Below are 16,314 nucleotides of genomic sequence, written 5' to 3' on the forward strand. Positions count from 1 at the left end.
ATTTATCTTAATTTTACGTATTCGTAAGCACCTAATTTATTATCAAAACAGAATTTGACTTTTTGATAATCTTTTCTGAAAGCCTTTACACTTGAAAGTACTTTCTTTGGATCTTTTTTGTCAATTACAATTTGTTTTATGTATGATGCAATTTCTTCCATCTCATTCTTTTTCATTCCAAGTCGTGTTATTTCAGAAACTCCTAATCTTATTCCACCAGGATGGAAATAATTTCTTCCAGCTTTAATATCACCAGGAATTAGTTGTCTATTTACTATGATGTTTGCTTTTTCTAAATCAGCTTCTACCTTTCCACCATCTGAATAATCTAAAACATTGACTGCAATTTGGTGTGACTTTGTAAATCCTCTACTTTCTCCTAACACTTTGAATCCCATCTTGTGTAATGCCTCTGCAAATATTTTGGCATTTTTAATTATCTCAGTTGCATAGTCTTTTCCAAACTCTAAAGCTTCAGCAAACGCAACAGCTTTTCCGGCCATATGATGAATATGATGACTACTTGTAAGACCTGGAAAAGTTGCTTTTTTAATTACTTCTTCATGTTGTTCAGAACCTAACACAAGTCCTCCTTGAGGTCCAAATAATGTCTTATGAGTACTCATTGTCATTGTATCTGCACCTTCACGTAATGGATCTTGAAATTTTCCACCAGCAATTAACCCTGCAACATGAGCTGCATCATAATTGATATGCATATCATAACTCTTTAGAAAATCTGATAATTCTTTAACAGGATGTGGAAATAAAAACAATGAACCACCAAACATTGCCATTTTTGGAAGACGATTGGCTTTCTTGAGCTCTTCTATTTTTTGTTTAGTCTTGTCTACATCAATTGTCATTTCTTCTGCATCAAATGGATAAAATTCAATTTCTAATCCATGAACTAAACCTGCAGTTCCAAAATGTTCTTTTTTACCATGAGAAATATGTCCACCAGCTGGAATTGATGGTGCTAACATTACATCTCCTGGGTTTGTAAATGCTGAATATACTGCTAAATTTGCAACTACACCCGAAATTGGTCTTACATCAGCAAATTTTGCTTTGTATAATTTCTTGGCTAATTTCATACATTCAAACTCAACATCATCAATGTATACACAACCAGCATAAACTCTCTCACCTGGCCAACCTTCTGCATATCTATTTCCAAAATCAGAAATTATTGCCTCTCTAACAGCAGGACTAGGAATATTTTCACTTGCAATCAATGGAATTGAATTTTCAAACCATTTATGATGCTCTTTTAATTTTGTGAAAATTTTATCATAAGATTCTCTATTTTGTGATTTGACCATAATTTGCCACTTTGGTTTCCCAATTTAAAAACACCGATGAAATATCCAAACTTTCCTACTTGATCTGGAAGGTATAAAAGGGGAATTGAGGGTTTTTGCATCTATGGGTATGCAAGCTACTTCTAAAGGAACTATGCCTGTTGTTTTGCTTAAAGAAGGCGGTTCAGAAACCAAAGGACGAGAAGCGCAAAAAAATAACATTGCAGCAGCTAAAATCATTGCCGAAATTGTGCATTCCAGTTTAGGTCCTAGAGGCATGGATAAAATGCTAGTTGACTCGTTAGGCGACGTTACAATTACAAATGATGGTGCTACCATCTTAAAAGAAATTGATGTTCAACACCCAGCAGCAAAAATGCTAGTTGAAATTTCTAAAACCACTGACAATGAAGTTGGAGATGGTACAACCTCAGCTGTCATTTTAGCAGGTGCATTACTTTCACAAGCTGAATCATTAATTGATCAAGATGTTCATCCAACCATTATTGTTGATGGTTATAGAAAGGCTGCAAAAAAAGCAAAGGAGTATCTTGATAGTATAGCAGACACGATCTCAGCTAATGATAAAACCATTCTAACTAAAATTGCAAAAACTTCAATGCAAACAAAACTCGTTAGAAAGGATTCTGATCAACTAGCAGACATAATTGTAACATCAGTTCTTGCTGTTGTTGAAAAGAATGGAGAAACTTTTGATGTTGACATCGATGATATTAAAGTAGAAAAAAAAGCAGGAGGTTCAATTAAAGATTCTATAATTATTCAAGGTATTGTTCTTGATAAAGAAATTGTTCATGGAGGTATGCCTAGAAAAATCACCGATGCAAAAATTGCATTGATTAACACCGCATTAGAAATCAGTAAAACTGAAACTGATTCAAAAATTAACATCTCAAATCCTCAACAACTAAAATCATTCCTTGATGAAGAAAATAGAATGTTAAAAACAATGGTTGACAAAGTAATCGGTTCTGGCGCAAATGTAGTTTTATGCCAAAAAGGATTAGATGATATGGCTCAACACTATTTGGCAAAAGCTGGAATAATTGCTGTTAGACGAATTAAAGAAAGTGATCTTACTAAACTTGCAAAAGCTACAGGTGCTAGAATAGTCACAAATCTAGATGATCTTTTTGAAAAAGATCTTGGAATAGCTGAGCTAGTTGAAGAAAGAAAAATTGAAGAAGACAAATGGGTTTTTGTTGAAGGATGCAAACATCCAAAATCTGTAACATTACTTCTTCGTGGTGGTTCACAAAGAGTAGTAGATGAAGTTGAACGCTCTGTTCATGATGCATTAATGGTTGTAAAAGATGTTATTTTGAAACCACGAATTGTAGCAGGTGGTGGTGCCCCCGAAACATTTGCAGCAACTAAACTTAGAAGTTGGGCTAAATCTTTAGAAGGTAGAGAACAACTTGCAGTAGAAAAATTTGCTGATGCGTTAGAAGAAATTCCAATTACTCTTGCTGAAAATGCTGGAATGGATCCAATTGACACACTTACACTTCTTCGTTCAAAACAACAAAAGGGAGAAAAATGGACTGGAATAGATGTGATGAAAGGAAAGATTGCAAATATGAAGTCAAGTGATATCATTGAACCTCTTGCAGTAAAACTACAAATTGTTTCTGCCGCTGCCGAAGCTGCTTGTATGATTCTTAGAATCGATGATGTAATTGCTACCCAAAAATCTGCTGGTGGTCCACCTGGTGGTGGAATGCCTGACATGGGCGGAATGGGTGGAATGCCAGGAATGGGTGGAATGCCTGACATGGGCGGAATGATGTAAATTATTTTTAAAAAATTTCAAAACTTTAATTGCTAATCAAATCCACGAACAATATTGAATAAAACATCTTCTCGAATGCTTGCTAGCTTCAAATACATTTACTTAGTTGCTTTTTTTGCATTACTTTCAGGCTTTTTTTATCCATTTATCACACACACAAGTTTTGATGGAGTGATTAGTGGTGTTTTGGTATTATTTGTAGGTCTAGCAGGTGGTGTTTTACTATACAAATCTGCAACATCTGAAAGTAAACGAGCACTATTTTTAGGAGGAGGATTTGTTCTGATGGCTATTTCATTATACTATATCTTCCAATTTACTGGAAGAACTTAAACATCAAAGTAGAGATAAAATTCATGTGGGTGCGGTCTTATGGATATCTCACGTTGATCTCTTCTTTCTAATTCTATAATCTTATCAATTACATCATTATCAAAAATTGTATTAAGGAATTTTCTATCGCTCTCTAACTCATCTAATGCGTCTCCAAGACTTTTTGGAAGAACTCCAATTCCTCTTTTAGCTCTATCAGATTTTGTCATCTTAAAAATATCATCCTTAACTTGTTCTCCAGGATCCATCTTCTTTTTGATTCCATCCATTCCTGCTGCAGTTACTGCAGCAAATACAAGATATGGATTTGAAGAAGGATCAGGGGCTCTAAATTCAAGTCTTTTTAGATGTGCATATTGTTGTCCTGTAAGATGTTTTGGAACTCTAACTATTGCAGAACGATTACCCGCACTCCATGCAATATATGCTGGTGCTTCGTATCCAGGTACTAATCTATGATATGAGTTAGTAGTAGGATTACCAAATGCTGACAGTGCTTTTGCATGATTAATGATTCCACCACAAAAATATCTTCCAATCTGACTTAATTCAATTTCATCATCTGGATCAAAAAATGCATTTTCCTTTCCTTTCCATAAACTAACATTAACATGCATTCCAGAACCTGCATCCATTGCAATTGGTTTTGGCATCATTGTTGCAACCTTACCATATTTTTGTGCAAGATTTTTTATTACATACTTGTATGTTTGTGCAGCATCTGCAGCATTTGTCATTAAATCATATTTGATATCAATTTCACATTGCCCTGCAGTTGCAACTTCGTGATGATGATTATCACATAAGATTCCAAAATTTTCATTAAGAATATTTACACATTCATTTCTATATGGTGTAAGAGTGTCTGATGGTGTACTTGGGTAATATCCTTCTTGTAATCCCATAGGATATCCATCTCCTGATTGACTCCATGGAGCTTCTTTTGATTCAATTGAATAAGACTGCCCCTTGTATGGAGTTAAAACATCCCAATGTACTTTATCAAAAACAAAGAATTCAACTTCTGGTCCCCAGGTACTAAAATCAAATCCTTGAGTTTTGATATACTCTTCTGCTTTTTGAGAAACACCTCTAGGATCTCTGTTTAATCTTCCTCTGTTTTCTCCCCAATAGATATCACAAAGAAGTCTTGCTGTTTTATTTTCAGTCATCCAAGGAATTATTGCAAATGTATTTGGATCTGGTTTTAGAAGTAGATCTGAGTCATCAATAGTCGTAAAACCAACAATTGATGAACCATCTAATTTAGGTAATCCATCTCGCATTTGTTCAGGCGTGAAAGTATTTGCTGAAATTGTAGTGTGGTGAAAATGACCTGTAAGGCCAGTAAACTGTAGATCGATAAACTGAATACCTTCATGTTGAATTCTAGCGAAAACTTCATCAGGTGAATATGTTACTTGTATTGCTTTTCCATGACTAACTTTATAGGGCAATTTTCTACTTCAATCAAACACAAATACATCAGCCATTTAAGGATTAGGTAAGAAATGTCAGAAACAAATCAAATTGATATCATCTCTTTACATCATATAGTTTTACGTGAAACTGAAAATGATTCTCTTGTAGAAATTGAACCCAACTTTTACAGAAATCTTTCTGATTTTATTGGAAATTTAAGAAAACAGGAATTTGATGGTATAGAAAATAAAATTAAAAATACTCTGATAGATATGGTTATAGAATTAACATCATTGCTAATACAAATTCGATTGGATAAAATCTCAAAATCAGCTGATTTTGAGACTAGTTATCTATTAGATGAAGAAAAATTTATTCTTGATTCACAAGAAGATCAAAAAGAGAGAACCGAAATGATTCTTTCTGCAACAATTAATGGTAAATCTAAATTCCTTGAATCATTAACTCAGAATCATAAAACTAAGAAAATTGTAATACGATTTCTCAATGAAGTTGATGAAATCATCGGTGTTGATCTTGAAAAATATGGTCCTTTCAAAACCGAAGATATAGCTACAATTCCATACGAAAATGCTCAGGCCTTAATTGCTAAAAACATTGCAACTAAGGTTCATTGGGAAGATTAGATAGAAATTATACCCTTTATTGTAATATTATATGTCTCATACAGGCGTTGAAGTATTTGATTTTCTATTTTACACTATTTATCCTGTAATTGGAATTTTTATTGTTGAAATTGTAAGCAGATTGGTAAAAATACCAAAATGGATAAAATTATGGACGCAAGCAATCGTGTCTATTGGTTTTGGAATCTATTATTGGTTCATTTTACCTGCACCTCAAAATTTTCCATTAACTGCTATGGTGATGTTTGCACTTGCATTTGCTCTTATTTATCAAGGAAGACGTGCAAAAATTTCTCCTGACAAAAGTCCTTATTGATTTTAAAATCTCCCAAAAATTCTTTTTAAAATATTTGGTTTATTACGCCCTCCATCCCTGATGACTTTTTTTTCACCAAATCTTTTAGCTCTAATTTGACTTAGTTTTACGCATCTATGTTCTTCTGGAAGTCTATGTTCTGCACAGAATGGATCTTTACAATAGTTGCATTGAAACGGTAAATCTGTTAAATCTCCACAATATGCACATTTTTCTGATTGCATAATCACATTTGTTATTTTTCTTTTAATAAAGGTGTCAATATTACTCCAGAAATTTTTACTGTCTAAACATTTTTACGATGTTGCAATATAGTTTGTGTTAGAGATCTAATGATTAAAGATAAAGTTGCAATAATAACTGGCGCTAGTAGTGGTATTGGATTTGCCACCGCTTTGGCTTTATCAAAAGCAGGTGCAAAAGTTGCTATCGGTGCTAGGAGAGTTGACAGATTAGAAGAACTTGCTAAAAAAATCTCATCCGATGGCGGTGAGGTATTTTATCAAAAATTAGACGTAACAAAAAGATCCGAGTGCGATAATTTTGCTAAAGCAGTTTTAGATAAATGGGGTTCCATTGATATTCTTGTGAATAATGCAGGTTTAATGCCTCTAAGTTTCTTCAAAAGTCTCAAAGTTGATGAATGGGATAGAATGATCGATGTAAACCTCAAAGGTGTTTTGTATTCTACAGGATCCGTAATTTCTCATATGAAAGAAAAAAAATCTGGTCATATTGTAAATCTTTCATCTGTAGCTGGAAGAATTGTTTTTCCTGCTGGTAGTGTTTATTGTGCAACAAAACATGCTGTTGCAGCTTTTAGTGAGGGTTTAAGACAAGAATTCAGTGTTCGTTCAAACATTAGAGTAACTAGTATTGAACCTGGTGTTGTTGCAACTGAGCTCAATGATACAATCACCGATGAATCCCTACAGGGTTTCATTGAAAATGCAAAAAAGATGGAATCTTTACAAGCTGAAGATATTGCCAATGCAATTCTATATGCAGTTGATTCACCACCACATGTCAACGTAAATGAAATTTTGATACGACCTACAACCCAAGAACGTTAAGTTGGCAAACATACCACATGTTGTGATTCTAGGAGGCGGTTTTGGTGGACTTTCTGCAGCCAATGAACTAAGAAACTCGTTATCTTCATCTCAAGTAAAAATCACTGTTATTGACAAAAAAGATTGGTTTATGGTAGGATTTGCAAAACTATGGATCATTAATGGAACTCGTACTTTTGAAAACTCAATTGGTTCATTAAATGAATTACAAAAAAAGGAAATTGATTTTATTAAAGATGAAATCATAACAATTAATCTAGAAAACAAGAACATTGAAACCAAATCTCAAAACATCTCGTTTGATTTTCTGATTATTTCTATGGGTGCAATATTAGCTCCTCAAAAAATACCTGGATTACAGGAAAATGGATTTAATTTGTATGACCATAATCAACTATCAGAAATTCATGATAGACTTGATAATATGAAATCAGGAAAAATCGCTATAGCGATTATGGGCATGCCTTACAAATGCCCACCTGCTCCATTTGAGGCTAGTTTACTAATAGATTCTATGCTTAGAAAACTAGGAGTACGTGATTCTATACAAATTGATTTTTACAGTCCAGCTCCTATTACATTACCTGCAGCAGGTCCTGAAGTAAGTAAACAAATCCTTGAAATTATAAATTCTGAGAAGATCATTTTTCATAATTTATCTAAAATAAAATCTGTAGAGTCTAAAAAATTAATTTTTGAAAACAGTGAAGCTGATTTTGATTTGCTTTTGGCTGTTCCGCCACACATTGCTCCTAAAGTAATTTATGACTCTGGTTTAGCTAAAGAACCTGGATTTATTCCAATAGATCGAAATTGTAAGACTCCTTTTGAAAATGTCTTTGCTGTAGGTGATGTTACTAGTTTAATCATTACAGAAAATATGGCAGTGCCAAAAGCAGGAGTTTTTGCAGAGGGGGAAGGCATTACAGTTGCTCAAAATATTATCTCAAAAATTCAATCTAAAGAAGAATCTGTTCTATTTGATGGTAAAGGAGGTTGTTTCATTGAATCAGGTAGGAATACCGCATCTGTTATTGAAGTTGATATGTTTTCAAACCCTCGACCATCTACAAATATTACAGAAGCAACCGCTGATAATCTTTCTAAAAAAATAGAATTTGAAAAAGAAAGATTGTCAAAATGGTTATGATTTATTTTCAGTATCCTTGCTTTTTGTAAGGTGCTCTAGAACAGCTCTAACTTCAACACCTAAATTTTGAGTATCTTTTGCTAAATTCAATTTTTCAGGAATGCTGTTTTTAAAATCGCCATCTTGCATCTCTATGCTTCTTCTATGAACGCAATCAAGATGATCTTGATCAGTGGCAGAAATTTTATGGCAAATATTACACATTTTCATAAATTACACTAATCAATACGACGATTTAATAATTTCATTTTGTGCTTCTGAAGCGAGGGATTGTAGTCTAGCTTGGTATGATACTAGCCTGGGGGGCTAGTGGTCGCAGGTTCAAATCCTGCTAATCCCATTACAATTTTAAGACTTTTAGTAGTTTTTCAAAATTTTCTCGAGTTTTTTCTTGTTTGTATATCTTCAAAGCATCTATGATTTGTTCTTTAGATGCATTTTTGTAAATTTTTTGAGCTTTTTTTGCAATTCCTGATCCAATAAAAAAAGCTTGAGTAATTGATGTGACATTAGAGGGTTTTCTCTGTGTACTAGAACTTTCAAAATCAATCAATGTAGCCTTGTTTTTACCTACAATGATATGTTTAGAAATATTACTTATCTCACCATGATCAAAACCTATTTGATCTAATCTATAACAATCTTCTAAAATATTTTTTATTATGGATTTTAATTTTTTTACACTACCAGATCCTTTTAAGGAATCCATCCAATCACTAAATTTTTCTCCTTCAAGATATTCCATAACTAAAAAATTTTTACTAACATCAAACATTTTTGGGCCTACACTAACTGAATTTACTAGTTTTAACAAAATTGCTTCATTCTTCATTTCTTTTCTTTGCGAATCCGTTCTTCTAATTTTTAGAGCAATCTCTTTATTATTTTTTTTTGCAATAACTACAACACCAACATATCCTTTTCCTAAAATTGCTAATTTTCCAAGTGTGGTAGGACCTTGTAACGAAATTGATTTTATATTTAATTTTTCTAATTCGTTAATTCTTGACTTTATTTGACGATTAGTAGCATTTGGATACCCTAAAATTTTTGAATAAGGATCTTCTACAAACTTCTTAATTGAAATGAAGGAATGTTCCATCTGTTGAAATCAACTCACCGGCTTCCTCTTTAATTGATTTGCTTAAATTTTTGTTTCCTATGGAAACCTTGAAACCTCGTTTAAAATCACTTTGAAGACCTTTAGGTATGCATGTATGAAGATTCTTTCTCAAAAACTGTGTCATAAAATTGACGCAGTCAATTTCTTTTCTTTTTTCTAATGCAATAATTTTCCTATCTTTTCCAATCCACAACAATTCCGAATTTTTTAGATTTTTAGAGATAAAACTCTTAGAACTGTCATCTCTGAAAAAATCTGGTCCTTTTTTTGAATAGATCTGACTAATTTTTGTAGATTCTAGGAAGAAAAAGAGACAAACTTCTTTTTGTTGATCTGTATACGGTTTACTTCTAAGTACGGTAAATCCATCTAATTCTAACTGTGTAGACAATGTAGTAGTCGCTCTCTTAATTTGTCCCCAGATTATATCTGGACTTCTAATCTTGAAATCAAATTTAACTACTAACAAATTATTCCAATATTTTTTTGATATTCTCGATTTTTTATTATTAAAAAATTCTAATGTTGCTCTTTCTCTAAATGCTCTAGAAATAAGAATAAATTTTCCAATATTTTCATCAGAAATAGCAGCAGCTAAATTTCTATTGCTGTCAATTGGATCTATAATAACTATTGACGTCTCAAATCTTTTTGAAGTTTTTCCAATAATTTGATTCTCATCAATGTTTGATATTGATTTAATGAGATTCTCAAAACTTCCAAATTGTAGTATTAAAACTTCTGAAACGTATCCACTAAATCCTTGTTTAGCTATCTCTGCACCATAAATTTTATTTGATTTTAGAAATGTCTTTAGAATTCTAACCTCGTTTCTCATTTTTGAGGTTAATGATTTTTTCATGAATTTAGTATGAAATGTAGATCTGTCTGCAGCACTTTTCCATTCTCCACTTTTTACATCATAAAATGGTACGATGTTAATCTTAGTATTCTTAATTTTAGCTTCAACATATGGATGTTGAGAATATCTCACATATGGAAAATATTTTTTTAATGAATTAAAACCAATTTTTTTAGAAATTTTTTCAAACTTATCCTCTGTTACAGTTTTTTTAAATCGAATAAAAATATCAATATCTGCATCTTTTGATAACCAAGTATCTTTTGCAAACGAACCCCCAAACTCTAACCCTATGACTTCAGGATATTTTTCAACTTCTTTGGCAACTAAACTATATGCTAATTGTGCAATTTGTTTTTTTGATTGTTCTACTGTTTTGTTTGGAGTAACCATTTTGGAAACTTTAGAAATTATTTGTTTCATTTCTGTGCTTGTATCTCCACTAAATCTGAACAAATTGGTCCGCTTGATGTAAGTTCACTTTTTTTCAATTTTATATTGGATATCATTTGCATTCCAAAATCTCCTATTTTTTGATTTTCCAATTCTTTAGTTATATTCCCAATCTTCTTTTTAATTCTAAATACTGTGATATGAGGTTTGAATGGTTTATCTGGAAAAAACCCTAACGGTTCTAGCACTTTTTCTACTTTTTTTGATAACTGAATTAACATATCTCCTCCTTTTTCATCCGTACCAATCCAAATCACTCTTGGAAATTTGGGTTTTGGAAATGCCCCAATCCCCTTTAAAGTAACACTGAAACTTGAAAATTCAATTGTATGAAGTGCCTGTATGATTTTCTGTATAGTATGTTCTGAAATTTCTCCCAAAAACTGCAGTGTAAAATGCAAATTTTTTGCTTCTATAGGCTTTGCATCAATGTTAATTTTTTTTTGAAATTCTTTTATTGAATTGACTATGTGATTTTCTGATATCTCAATTGCTACAAAAATACGCATCATGATATTTTTAAAAGTATGGTTATAATTATTTCCGGTAACTTCATAGACAAGCCTTTTTTTTGATGTATGTTGGCAAAATTAATTGTATGTTTGACTGGAATGCCTGGTGCTGGTAAATCTACTATAGCAGATGGATTAGAATCTAAAGGGTATGAAATTATCAATATGGGTAATGCTGTAAGAGATGAAGCAAAAAAAAGAAACTTAGAATCAACTCGGGATAATCTTGGAAAATTAATGCTTGAACTTAGAGAAAAAAATGGTCCTGGAGCAATAGCAGAACTTGTTAAACCGCAAATAGAATCTTCAACAGCAGATGTAATCTTAATAGATGGAGTAAGATCAAATGAGGAGATTAAGGTACTCAGAAGATTTGGTACTGTAAAATTATTAGCAGTTCATGCATCTACTGACACCAGATTTAATTTTTTACAAAAAAGAGGTAGAGCAGATGATCCACAAACTAAAGAACACTTTGAAGAAAGAGATAATCGTGAATTAGGTGTCGGTATTAGCAACTCAATTGCGTTATCTGATTATGCAATATCAAACATTGGTCTGACAAAAGATGAATTAATTGAGACAGCTTACAAAATTATTCAAAGTTGGATATAATGAGAATTCCAAATACTAATTGTAAAATTGATATATTTTGTCCAGTAAATCTTTCAGAGGATCCAGAAAAAGTTAAACAAGCTGTTGCAAACATCTTTCCATACTCAATAATAAAAAATGAAAATTTTTCAATACACGCTCAATCAAAAGAATTGAGATCTTTGGAAAAAATTTATGAAACTATTCATAAAAACAAATCTCAAAACATCTACATTCGTAATTTAGAAAATAATCTAGAAAATGACACCACTTGGTTTCTTCTAAATAAACAAGCAGCTTTTGTTGATAAAATTGCTATTTGTGATGAACCAGAAGAATCACCACTAGGCCCAATCAAAGTGATTCTGACTTCATCAAATATTGATGCAATAATTGACTGGATAGATTTTGCAAATTGATAAAAATCAGCTAAAGAAAATTCACTCTTTTTTGATTATTTTTTTTAGTTTGAATCTAAAATCTATTTTTTATATTATTATACAATGTTCATTAAATTAGGCATAATAATTGGTATTGTCATTTTAGGAGGTTTGATATTCTCTAGTGAAATCGATAGCTTATTTCCAACAACTTCTGCGTCCGTATTTGATTCTTTAAAAAATGATGTAACTAATTTTGGTGTCAAAGCTTCAGATTCTGTAGATCAACGAATTGGTTCATCAATTGACAATATTGTAGATGAAACTAATAATTCTATTACAAATGAAATAAGTAGTGTTGGGAATAAAGTAACAAGCGAAATATCTGAAGTAAAAGAATCATCTCAAAAATCTATCAACGAAAAGTTATCAAATTTTAACCCCATTGAATCCATTAAAAATATTTTTACAGACAGTCAAAGTTCACAATCTTCTAGTATATCAAATTCACAATCAGATAATAAAATTCCTACTCAATCAAAAATAATCCCTGAGACACTTTCTTTATCTACAAAACAACAATCTAACAACATTCTTCTTCAATATGATGATACAAGTGGAAAAACAAAAAACGTTAGTGTAGTTATTAGAACAATAGATAAAGAAATTTTTTCTGGAGTATTTTTTACTTCCAAATTTGATACTACTGTTAATGATGCAACTGGAATTCCATACTACATAGATATGATTGTGGAGCATGAAATTTATGGCACTGTTACTTCATCAGTGTTTAATCCTGGTGATTCTTCTGATACAAAAATCAATGGTGTATTTTCTCAATCATAACTATTTTTTTTAAATAATGATACAAATTCTGGTAAAGCAACTGCACTAGTGTTTTTTATTACTAAATCCATGTCAATTGACATGTCTGTATTTTCTGGGTTAATTTCTATCAAAAAAGAATTATTTTGTTTTGCATAAATTGGAAGTGTATTAGCTGGAGATACAACAAGTGATGTACCTACAACTATCATCAAATCACATTGACTTGCAAAAATTATGGCATTCTTCCATACATTTTGTGGTAGTATTTCTCCAAACCAAACTACGTCTGGTCTGAGTATATTTCCACATTTACATAATGGTGGTAAGATGGAAATTTCTGTCAATATCTCCTCTCTATAATCACAAACCGAACATTTGATCGTTACAATACTACCATGTAATTCCAATACTTTTGAACTCCCTGCTTTTTGATGAAGCCCATCAATATTCTGTGTCAAAACTATAACTTGAGCATATTTTTCAAGTTCAGCTATTGCTTTGTGACCTTGATTAGGCTGTGCTTGAAAAATGTTTTTCCTTCTTTCGTTATACCATTCCCATACCAATTTTGGATTATCATAAAATGCATCAATTGTTGCCAGTTTCATAGCATCATAATTTCTCCATAATCCATCTTTTCCTCTAAATGTAGGTATTCCACTTTCTTGTGATATTCCAGCACCTGTTACAACAACAATTTTGTTAATATTCTTAATTTGATCTTTAATTGATTCAAACATTTTATTTAATTTCTATTTCTAAAAGATCTTTGGCAGTTATTACAGAATCATGAATTTTTTGTGCTTCTTGCAAATGCCCAATCTCATCTTTGTATCTAGCTGAAAAATGTGTTAAAATCAAATTTTTTACTCTAGCATTTTTTCCCAAAGTTGCAGCTTGTGTTGCAGTAGAGTGACATGTATCTTGCGCCTTTTGTTTCTCTTCATCCAAAAATGTAGAATCAAATACAAGATAATCACAATTTTCAAAAAATTTCTCTAATTCTTTTGTAGGCATTGTATCCCCAGATATTCCTATTTTTTTACCTGGACGCTTCTCTCCTAACACTTGTTCTGGTGTAATTATTTTTCCATTAATCATAATTTCCTGTCCATTTTGTAATTTACTCCATAATTCTCCTTCGGGTATTCCTAACTGTTTTGCTGTTTCAAGATTAAATCTTCCTGGCTTGTCCTTCTCTTCAAATAAATATGAAAATGCTGTGATTGAATGATTTGCTTTACATACATACACTGAAAATTTTTTATTTTCTAATATCTTCCCTTCCTTGATAATTGTAATCAATATAGGAAATGACAATCCAAAATTTAACACTTTGATATTTGCTGCAATAAATTCTTCAATACCACTTGGTCCAAAGATTTCTAAAGTTTCAGTTCTATTTTGCATTGACATTGTTTGTAATAATCCTAAAATCCCTACACAATGATCTCCGTGAAGATGTGTAACAAACATTTTCATTTTCTTATTCCATCCTAAACCAGATTTCATGTAAGAAATCTGTGCAGCTTCTCCTGCATCAAACATCAAGATTTCTCCATCTTTTTCTAAACATATACATGACAACCCTCTATTTTCAGTGGGTTGAGCTGCCGATGTTCCTAAAAATACAAGTTTCATTTGATCAGAATTGTTCTTGTCAAGCTTTTATGCCTATAGATATGATATTTTTTTAATCCTGTTAACTTTGAATTTATATCTAATTCCTTTTTGTACATTATTGCCACTTTTTTTCGTTTAGGGATTATTGAGAAAAATTTCTTTAGTATTTCTTGGGGTTTTTCTGTTGTTTTTGAAGATACCCCATAAGGCAAATCAGTAACAATCCCATCAAATTTCTCAGATATTTTCAATAATCCTTTAAACTCAGAGTTTAGAACCTCCGAATTATATCCATTTTCTTTAAGATTCTCTCTAGTCATCTCACACATTTTTTCATCAAAATCTAATCCTATGGCATGTATCCCCATAGATTCAGCCTCAAGAAGTGTAGTACCTGTGCCACAAAATGGATCACAAACCGTTTCTCCTTTCTTTAGTCCTATTAAATTTATCATTACTCTTGTTAGCTTCCAATCTAATTCATGTGGATGTTTTTTCATTTTTTTTGGCCTAATTTGATTTTTAACACATTTTGAAAACCCGAAAAAGTTTTCACCATTTGTAAAAATCAAATATACCGTAATGTCTGGATTTTCAAAATTGACTTTTACATGAGAAAATTTTGATATCATGTCTCCCATAGAGCTTTCTAATTCTGGAATGTTAAATTGATTTGATGATAAATTAACCACTCTACAAACAAATGTTTTTTCATTTTTTAAAATCCCTATATGCTCTTCATCTAAAAATAATCCTGACATTTTTCTTAATATTTGTCCTGAAATTTTTACAAATGTGGCACGTTTACTTATCTCACTCCAATTTGTTTTTGATTGAACAATAACTAAATTAGAAATTATTTTGATTTTAGAGAATCTATCATACATTTTTGCAATTGCTGTAATTTCATCTACTGCAAGTTCTAAATAATCTTTAGATAATATAAAAAAACTTTCTGGCATTATTTAATTGCCTTTGCAATAGTATTTGATATATCAACAATTGATGTTTTACTTGGAATTGTATTTGTACTTATTATTCGTGTTACTCCTGATTTTTTTATCTTCTTTTCTGCACCATTCATTAATAATGCATGAGTACATGCAACATACACTCTTTTGCATTTTTGTTTTTTGAGAAATTGTGTAGCTTTGATTATACTTCCCCCTGTACTTATCATATCATCAACCAAAATTAGATCTCTTCCTGTAACTTCGTCTATGTGTTTTGTTTTGATTTCAACTTTACCTGTTTTTCTATCTCTTTTTTTCTCTAAAGCAATATACTCTGAATCAAACTCTTTTGCAAACTCTTTTGCTCTCTCTTTTCCACCTTGATCGGGAGATACCACAAGAGGATTTTTTAGGCTCAATTTTTTAAAATATTTAACAAGATCTGGTATTGCAGATACATTTTTTGTTTTGATGGTAAAATGCTTGAAACCAATAATACTGTGAATATCTACCGTGATAACTTTTGATGCCCCCGCGCCTTTGAACAATTTGCCTAGAACTTTCATTGTAACTATTTCTCCTGGTAGAAACTCTCTGTCTTGTCTTGCATATCCCATATATGGAATCACTGCAATTACTTCTGGTGAAACTTCTTTTGCTTTTGAAATTAATGATAATGCTTGAATTAGATTAGTGTCAACAGGCGGATACATTGATTGCACTACTATAGATTTTTTTGTAGATAAATTTCCATTCAAAGTAATTTTACTTTCCCCATCAGGAAAAACTTTGATCTCTGATTTTACAAAATTTGCCTTTAATTTACTTGATAATCTTCTTGCTAAATCTTCTGATGGTTTTCCTGCAATTACTGATAGATTACTCATCTAAAAAACATGATTTGAAGGGATTCTTAAGTTTTGAGAAG

The 16,314-nt window shown here is 31.6% G+C and carries 20 protein-coding genes and 1 tRNA gene; 10 read left to right on the forward strand and 11 right to left on the reverse strand.

The window, feature by feature from the left end; genetic code table 11:
• Positions 1-2: 2 nt before the first annotated feature.
• On the reverse strand, positions 3-1,325 hold the full coding sequence (gene glyA / locus WDZ98_RS03930) for a serine hydroxymethyltransferase (protein WP_368057322.1): 1,323 nt from the start codon (positions 1,323-1,325) through the stop codon (positions 3-5).
• A gap of 103 nt (positions 1,326-1,428) precedes the next feature.
• Between glyA and thsB the strand changes: the two genes are divergently transcribed.
• Together thsB and WDZ98_RS03940 are read left to right on the forward strand one after the other, a co-directional pair.
• Positions 1,429-3,117, forward strand: coding sequence for a thermosome subunit beta (gene thsB / locus WDZ98_RS03935; RefSeq protein ID WP_368057320.1), 1,689 nt, complete (start codon positions 1,429-1,431; stop codon positions 3,115-3,117).
• 54 nt (positions 3,118-3,171) lie between these two features.
• The gene (locus tag WDZ98_RS03940; RefSeq protein ID WP_368057318.1) at positions 3,172-3,450 is read left to right on the forward strand and encodes a hypothetical protein; all 279 of its coding nucleotides are present in this window, start codon (positions 3,172-3,174) and stop codon (positions 3,448-3,450) included.
• Here WDZ98_RS03940 and glnA read toward each other — a convergent pair.
• The gene (glnA, locus tag WDZ98_RS03945) at positions 3,447-4,907 is read right to left on the reverse strand and encodes a type I glutamate--ammonia ligase (RefSeq protein WP_368057316.1); all 1,461 of its coding nucleotides are present in this window, start codon (positions 4,905-4,907) and stop codon (positions 3,447-3,449) included. The two genes, WDZ98_RS03940 and glnA, sit on opposite strands and share 4 nt — an antisense overlap.
• A 54-nt stretch (positions 4,908-4,961) precedes the next feature.
• Between glnA and WDZ98_RS03950 the strand changes: the two genes are divergently transcribed.
• Positions 4,962-5,519, forward strand: coding sequence for a hypothetical protein (locus WDZ98_RS03950; protein ID WP_368057314.1), 558 nt, complete (start codon positions 4,962-4,964; stop codon positions 5,517-5,519).
• Positions 5,520-5,550: 31 nt separating this feature from the next.
• Positions 5,551-5,835, forward strand: coding sequence for a hypothetical protein (locus WDZ98_RS03955; protein ID WP_368057312.1), 285 nt, complete (start codon positions 5,551-5,553; stop codon positions 5,833-5,835).
• A 2-nt stretch (positions 5,836-5,837) separates the two neighbouring features.
• Here WDZ98_RS03955 and WDZ98_RS03960 read toward each other — a convergent pair whose 3' ends face one another.
• Positions 5,838-6,059, reverse strand: coding sequence for an AN1-type zinc finger domain-containing protein (locus WDZ98_RS03960; protein ID WP_014966068.1), 222 nt, complete (start codon positions 6,057-6,059; stop codon positions 5,838-5,840).
• 108 nt (positions 6,060-6,167) lie between these two features.
• Between WDZ98_RS03960 and WDZ98_RS03965 the strand changes: the two genes are divergently transcribed.
• On the forward strand, positions 6,168-6,908 hold the full coding sequence (locus WDZ98_RS03965; RefSeq protein ID WP_368057310.1) for an SDR family oxidoreductase: 741 nt from the start codon (positions 6,168-6,170) through the stop codon (positions 6,906-6,908).
• Position 6,909: 1 nt separating this feature from the next.
• Positions 6,910-8,058: an NAD(P)/FAD-dependent oxidoreductase gene (locus WDZ98_RS03970; RefSeq protein ID WP_368057308.1), complete on the forward strand. Its 1,149-nt coding sequence runs from the start codon at positions 6,910-6,912 to the stop codon at positions 8,056-8,058.
• On the opposite strand, the gene WDZ98_RS03975 is transcribed toward WDZ98_RS03970, so the two are convergent.
• Positions 8,053-8,268 (reverse strand): hypothetical protein, encoded by a 216-nt coding sequence (locus WDZ98_RS03975; protein WP_368057306.1) that lies wholly within the window; start codon positions 8,266-8,268, stop codon positions 8,053-8,055. The genes WDZ98_RS03970 and WDZ98_RS03975 overlap by 6 nt on opposite strands.
• 56 nt (positions 8,269-8,324) lie before the next feature.
• On the opposite strand from WDZ98_RS03975, the gene WDZ98_RS03980 reads away from it, so the two are divergent.
• A tRNA-Pro gene (locus WDZ98_RS03980) sits at positions 8,325-8,398 on the forward strand.
• Here WDZ98_RS03980 and WDZ98_RS03985 read toward each other — a convergent pair.
• From WDZ98_RS03985 to thpR, 3 genes are read right to left on the reverse strand one after another with little or no spacing between them, the layout of a single operon-like run.
• Positions 8,399-9,160, reverse strand: a complete 762-nt coding sequence (locus WDZ98_RS03985; RefSeq protein ID WP_368057304.1) for an RIO1 family regulatory kinase/ATPase — start codon at positions 9,158-9,160, stop codon at positions 8,399-8,401.
• Positions 9,135-10,466 (reverse strand): CCA tRNA nucleotidyltransferase, encoded by a 1,332-nt coding sequence (cca, locus tag WDZ98_RS03990; protein WP_368057302.1) that lies wholly within the window; start codon positions 10,464-10,466, stop codon positions 9,135-9,137. Before cca ends, WDZ98_RS03985 begins: the two co-directional genes overlap by 26 nt.
• Positions 10,463-11,005, reverse strand: coding sequence for an RNA 2',3'-cyclic phosphodiesterase (gene thpR, locus WDZ98_RS03995; RefSeq protein WP_368057466.1), 543 nt, complete (start codon positions 11,003-11,005; stop codon positions 10,463-10,465). The genes cca and thpR overlap by 4 nt, the downstream gene beginning before the upstream one ends.
• 69 nt (positions 11,006-11,074) lie before the next feature.
• Between thpR and WDZ98_RS04000 the strand changes: the two genes are divergently transcribed.
• From WDZ98_RS04000 to WDZ98_RS04010, 3 genes are all read left to right on the forward strand, one after another.
• Positions 11,075-11,623, forward strand: coding sequence for an AAA family ATPase (locus WDZ98_RS04000; protein ID WP_368057300.1), 549 nt, complete (start codon positions 11,075-11,077; stop codon positions 11,621-11,623).
• Positions 11,623-12,021: an RNA-binding domain-containing protein gene (locus WDZ98_RS04005; protein ID WP_368057298.1), complete on the forward strand. Its 399-nt coding sequence runs from the start codon at positions 11,623-11,625 to the stop codon at positions 12,019-12,021. Before WDZ98_RS04000 ends, WDZ98_RS04005 begins: the two co-directional genes overlap by 1 nt.
• An 84-nt stretch (positions 12,022-12,105) precedes the next feature.
• Entirely contained in the window at positions 12,106-12,828 is a 723-nt protein-coding gene (locus WDZ98_RS04010) for a hypothetical protein (RefSeq protein ID WP_368057296.1), read from the forward strand.
• Here the strand turns inward: WDZ98_RS04010 and WDZ98_RS04015 are convergent.
• From WDZ98_RS04015 to WDZ98_RS04030, 4 genes are read right to left on the reverse strand one after another with little or no spacing between them, the layout of a single operon-like run.
• Entirely contained in the window at positions 12,819-13,550 is a 732-nt protein-coding gene (locus WDZ98_RS04015; protein ID WP_368057294.1) for an NAD-dependent deacetylase, read from the reverse strand. The genes WDZ98_RS04010 and WDZ98_RS04015 overlap by 10 nt on opposite strands.
• A 1-nt stretch (position 13,551) precedes the next feature.
• Positions 13,552-14,451, reverse strand: a complete 900-nt coding sequence (gene rnz, locus WDZ98_RS04020) for a ribonuclease Z (RefSeq protein ID WP_368057292.1) — start codon at positions 14,449-14,451, stop codon at positions 13,552-13,554.
• A complete protein-coding gene (locus WDZ98_RS04025) occupies positions 14,448-15,395 on the reverse strand; it encodes a TRM11 family methyltransferase (RefSeq protein ID WP_368057290.1) in 948 nt (315 codons plus the stop codon). The genes rnz and WDZ98_RS04025 overlap by 4 nt, the downstream gene beginning before the upstream one ends.
• Positions 15,395-16,273, reverse strand: coding sequence for a ribose-phosphate diphosphokinase (locus WDZ98_RS04030; RefSeq protein WP_368057288.1), 879 nt, complete (start codon positions 16,271-16,273; stop codon positions 15,395-15,397). The genes WDZ98_RS04025 and WDZ98_RS04030 overlap by 1 nt, the downstream gene beginning before the upstream one ends.
• Between the last annotated feature and the right edge of the window lie 41 nt (positions 16,274-16,314).

Origin of the sequence: Candidatus Nitrosopumilus sp. (assembly GCF_040878665.1) — an archaeon.
Classification (GTDB): domain Archaea; phylum Thermoproteota; class Nitrososphaeria; order Nitrososphaerales; family Nitrosopumilaceae; genus Nitrosopumilus.

Coding starts and splice junctions, on each gene's coding strand:
- cca (WP_368057302.1), bottom strand. CDS start 10,466: ATGAAACAAATAATTTCTAAAGTTTCCAAAATGGTTACTCCAAACAAA.
- WDZ98_RS03965 (WP_368057310.1), top strand. CDS start 6,168: ATGATTAAAGATAAAGTTGCAATAATAACTGGCGCTAGTAGTGGTATT.
- WDZ98_RS03975 (WP_368057306.1), bottom strand. CDS start 8,268: ATGAAAATGTGTAATATTTGCCATAAAATTTCTGCCACTGATCAAGAT.
- WDZ98_RS04030 (WP_368057288.1), bottom strand. CDS start 16,273: ATGAGTAATCTATCAGTAATTGCAGGAAAACCATCAGAAGATTTAGCA.
- WDZ98_RS04015 (WP_368057294.1), bottom strand. CDS start 13,550: ATGTTTGAATCAATTAAAGATCAAATTAAGAATATTAACAAAATTGTT.
- thpR (WP_368057466.1), bottom strand. CDS start 11,005: ATGCGTATTTTTGTAGCAATTGAGATATCAGAAAATCACATAGTCAAT.
- glyA (WP_368057322.1), bottom strand. CDS start 1,325: ATGGTCAAATCACAAAATAGAGAATCTTATGATAAAATTTTCACAAAA.
- WDZ98_RS03985 (WP_368057304.1), bottom strand. CDS start 9,160: ATGGAACATTCCTTCATTTCAATTAAGAAGTTTGTAGAAGATCCTTAT.
- rnz (WP_368057292.1), bottom strand. CDS start 14,451: ATGAAACTTGTATTTTTAGGAACATCGGCAGCTCAACCCACTGAAAAT.
- thsB (WP_368057320.1), top strand. CDS start 1,429: ATGGGTATGCAAGCTACTTCTAAAGGAACTATGCCTGTTGTTTTGCTT.
- WDZ98_RS04025 (WP_368057290.1), bottom strand. CDS start 15,395: ATGCCAGAAAGTTTTTTTATATTATCTAAAGATTATTTAGAACTTGCA.
- WDZ98_RS04010 (WP_368057296.1), top strand. CDS start 12,106: ATGTTCATTAAATTAGGCATAATAATTGGTATTGTCATTTTAGGAGGT.
- WDZ98_RS03960 (WP_014966068.1), bottom strand. CDS start 6,059: ATGCAATCAGAAAAATGTGCATATTGTGGAGATTTAACAGATTTACCG.
- WDZ98_RS04005 (WP_368057298.1), top strand. CDS start 11,623: ATGAGAATTCCAAATACTAATTGTAAAATTGATATATTTTGTCCAGTA.
- WDZ98_RS03955 (WP_368057312.1), top strand. CDS start 5,551: ATGTCTCATACAGGCGTTGAAGTATTTGATTTTCTATTTTACACTATT.
- WDZ98_RS03950 (WP_368057314.1), top strand. CDS start 4,962: ATGTCAGAAACAAATCAAATTGATATCATCTCTTTACATCATATAGTT.
- WDZ98_RS04000 (WP_368057300.1), top strand. CDS start 11,075: ATGTTGGCAAAATTAATTGTATGTTTGACTGGAATGCCTGGTGCTGGT.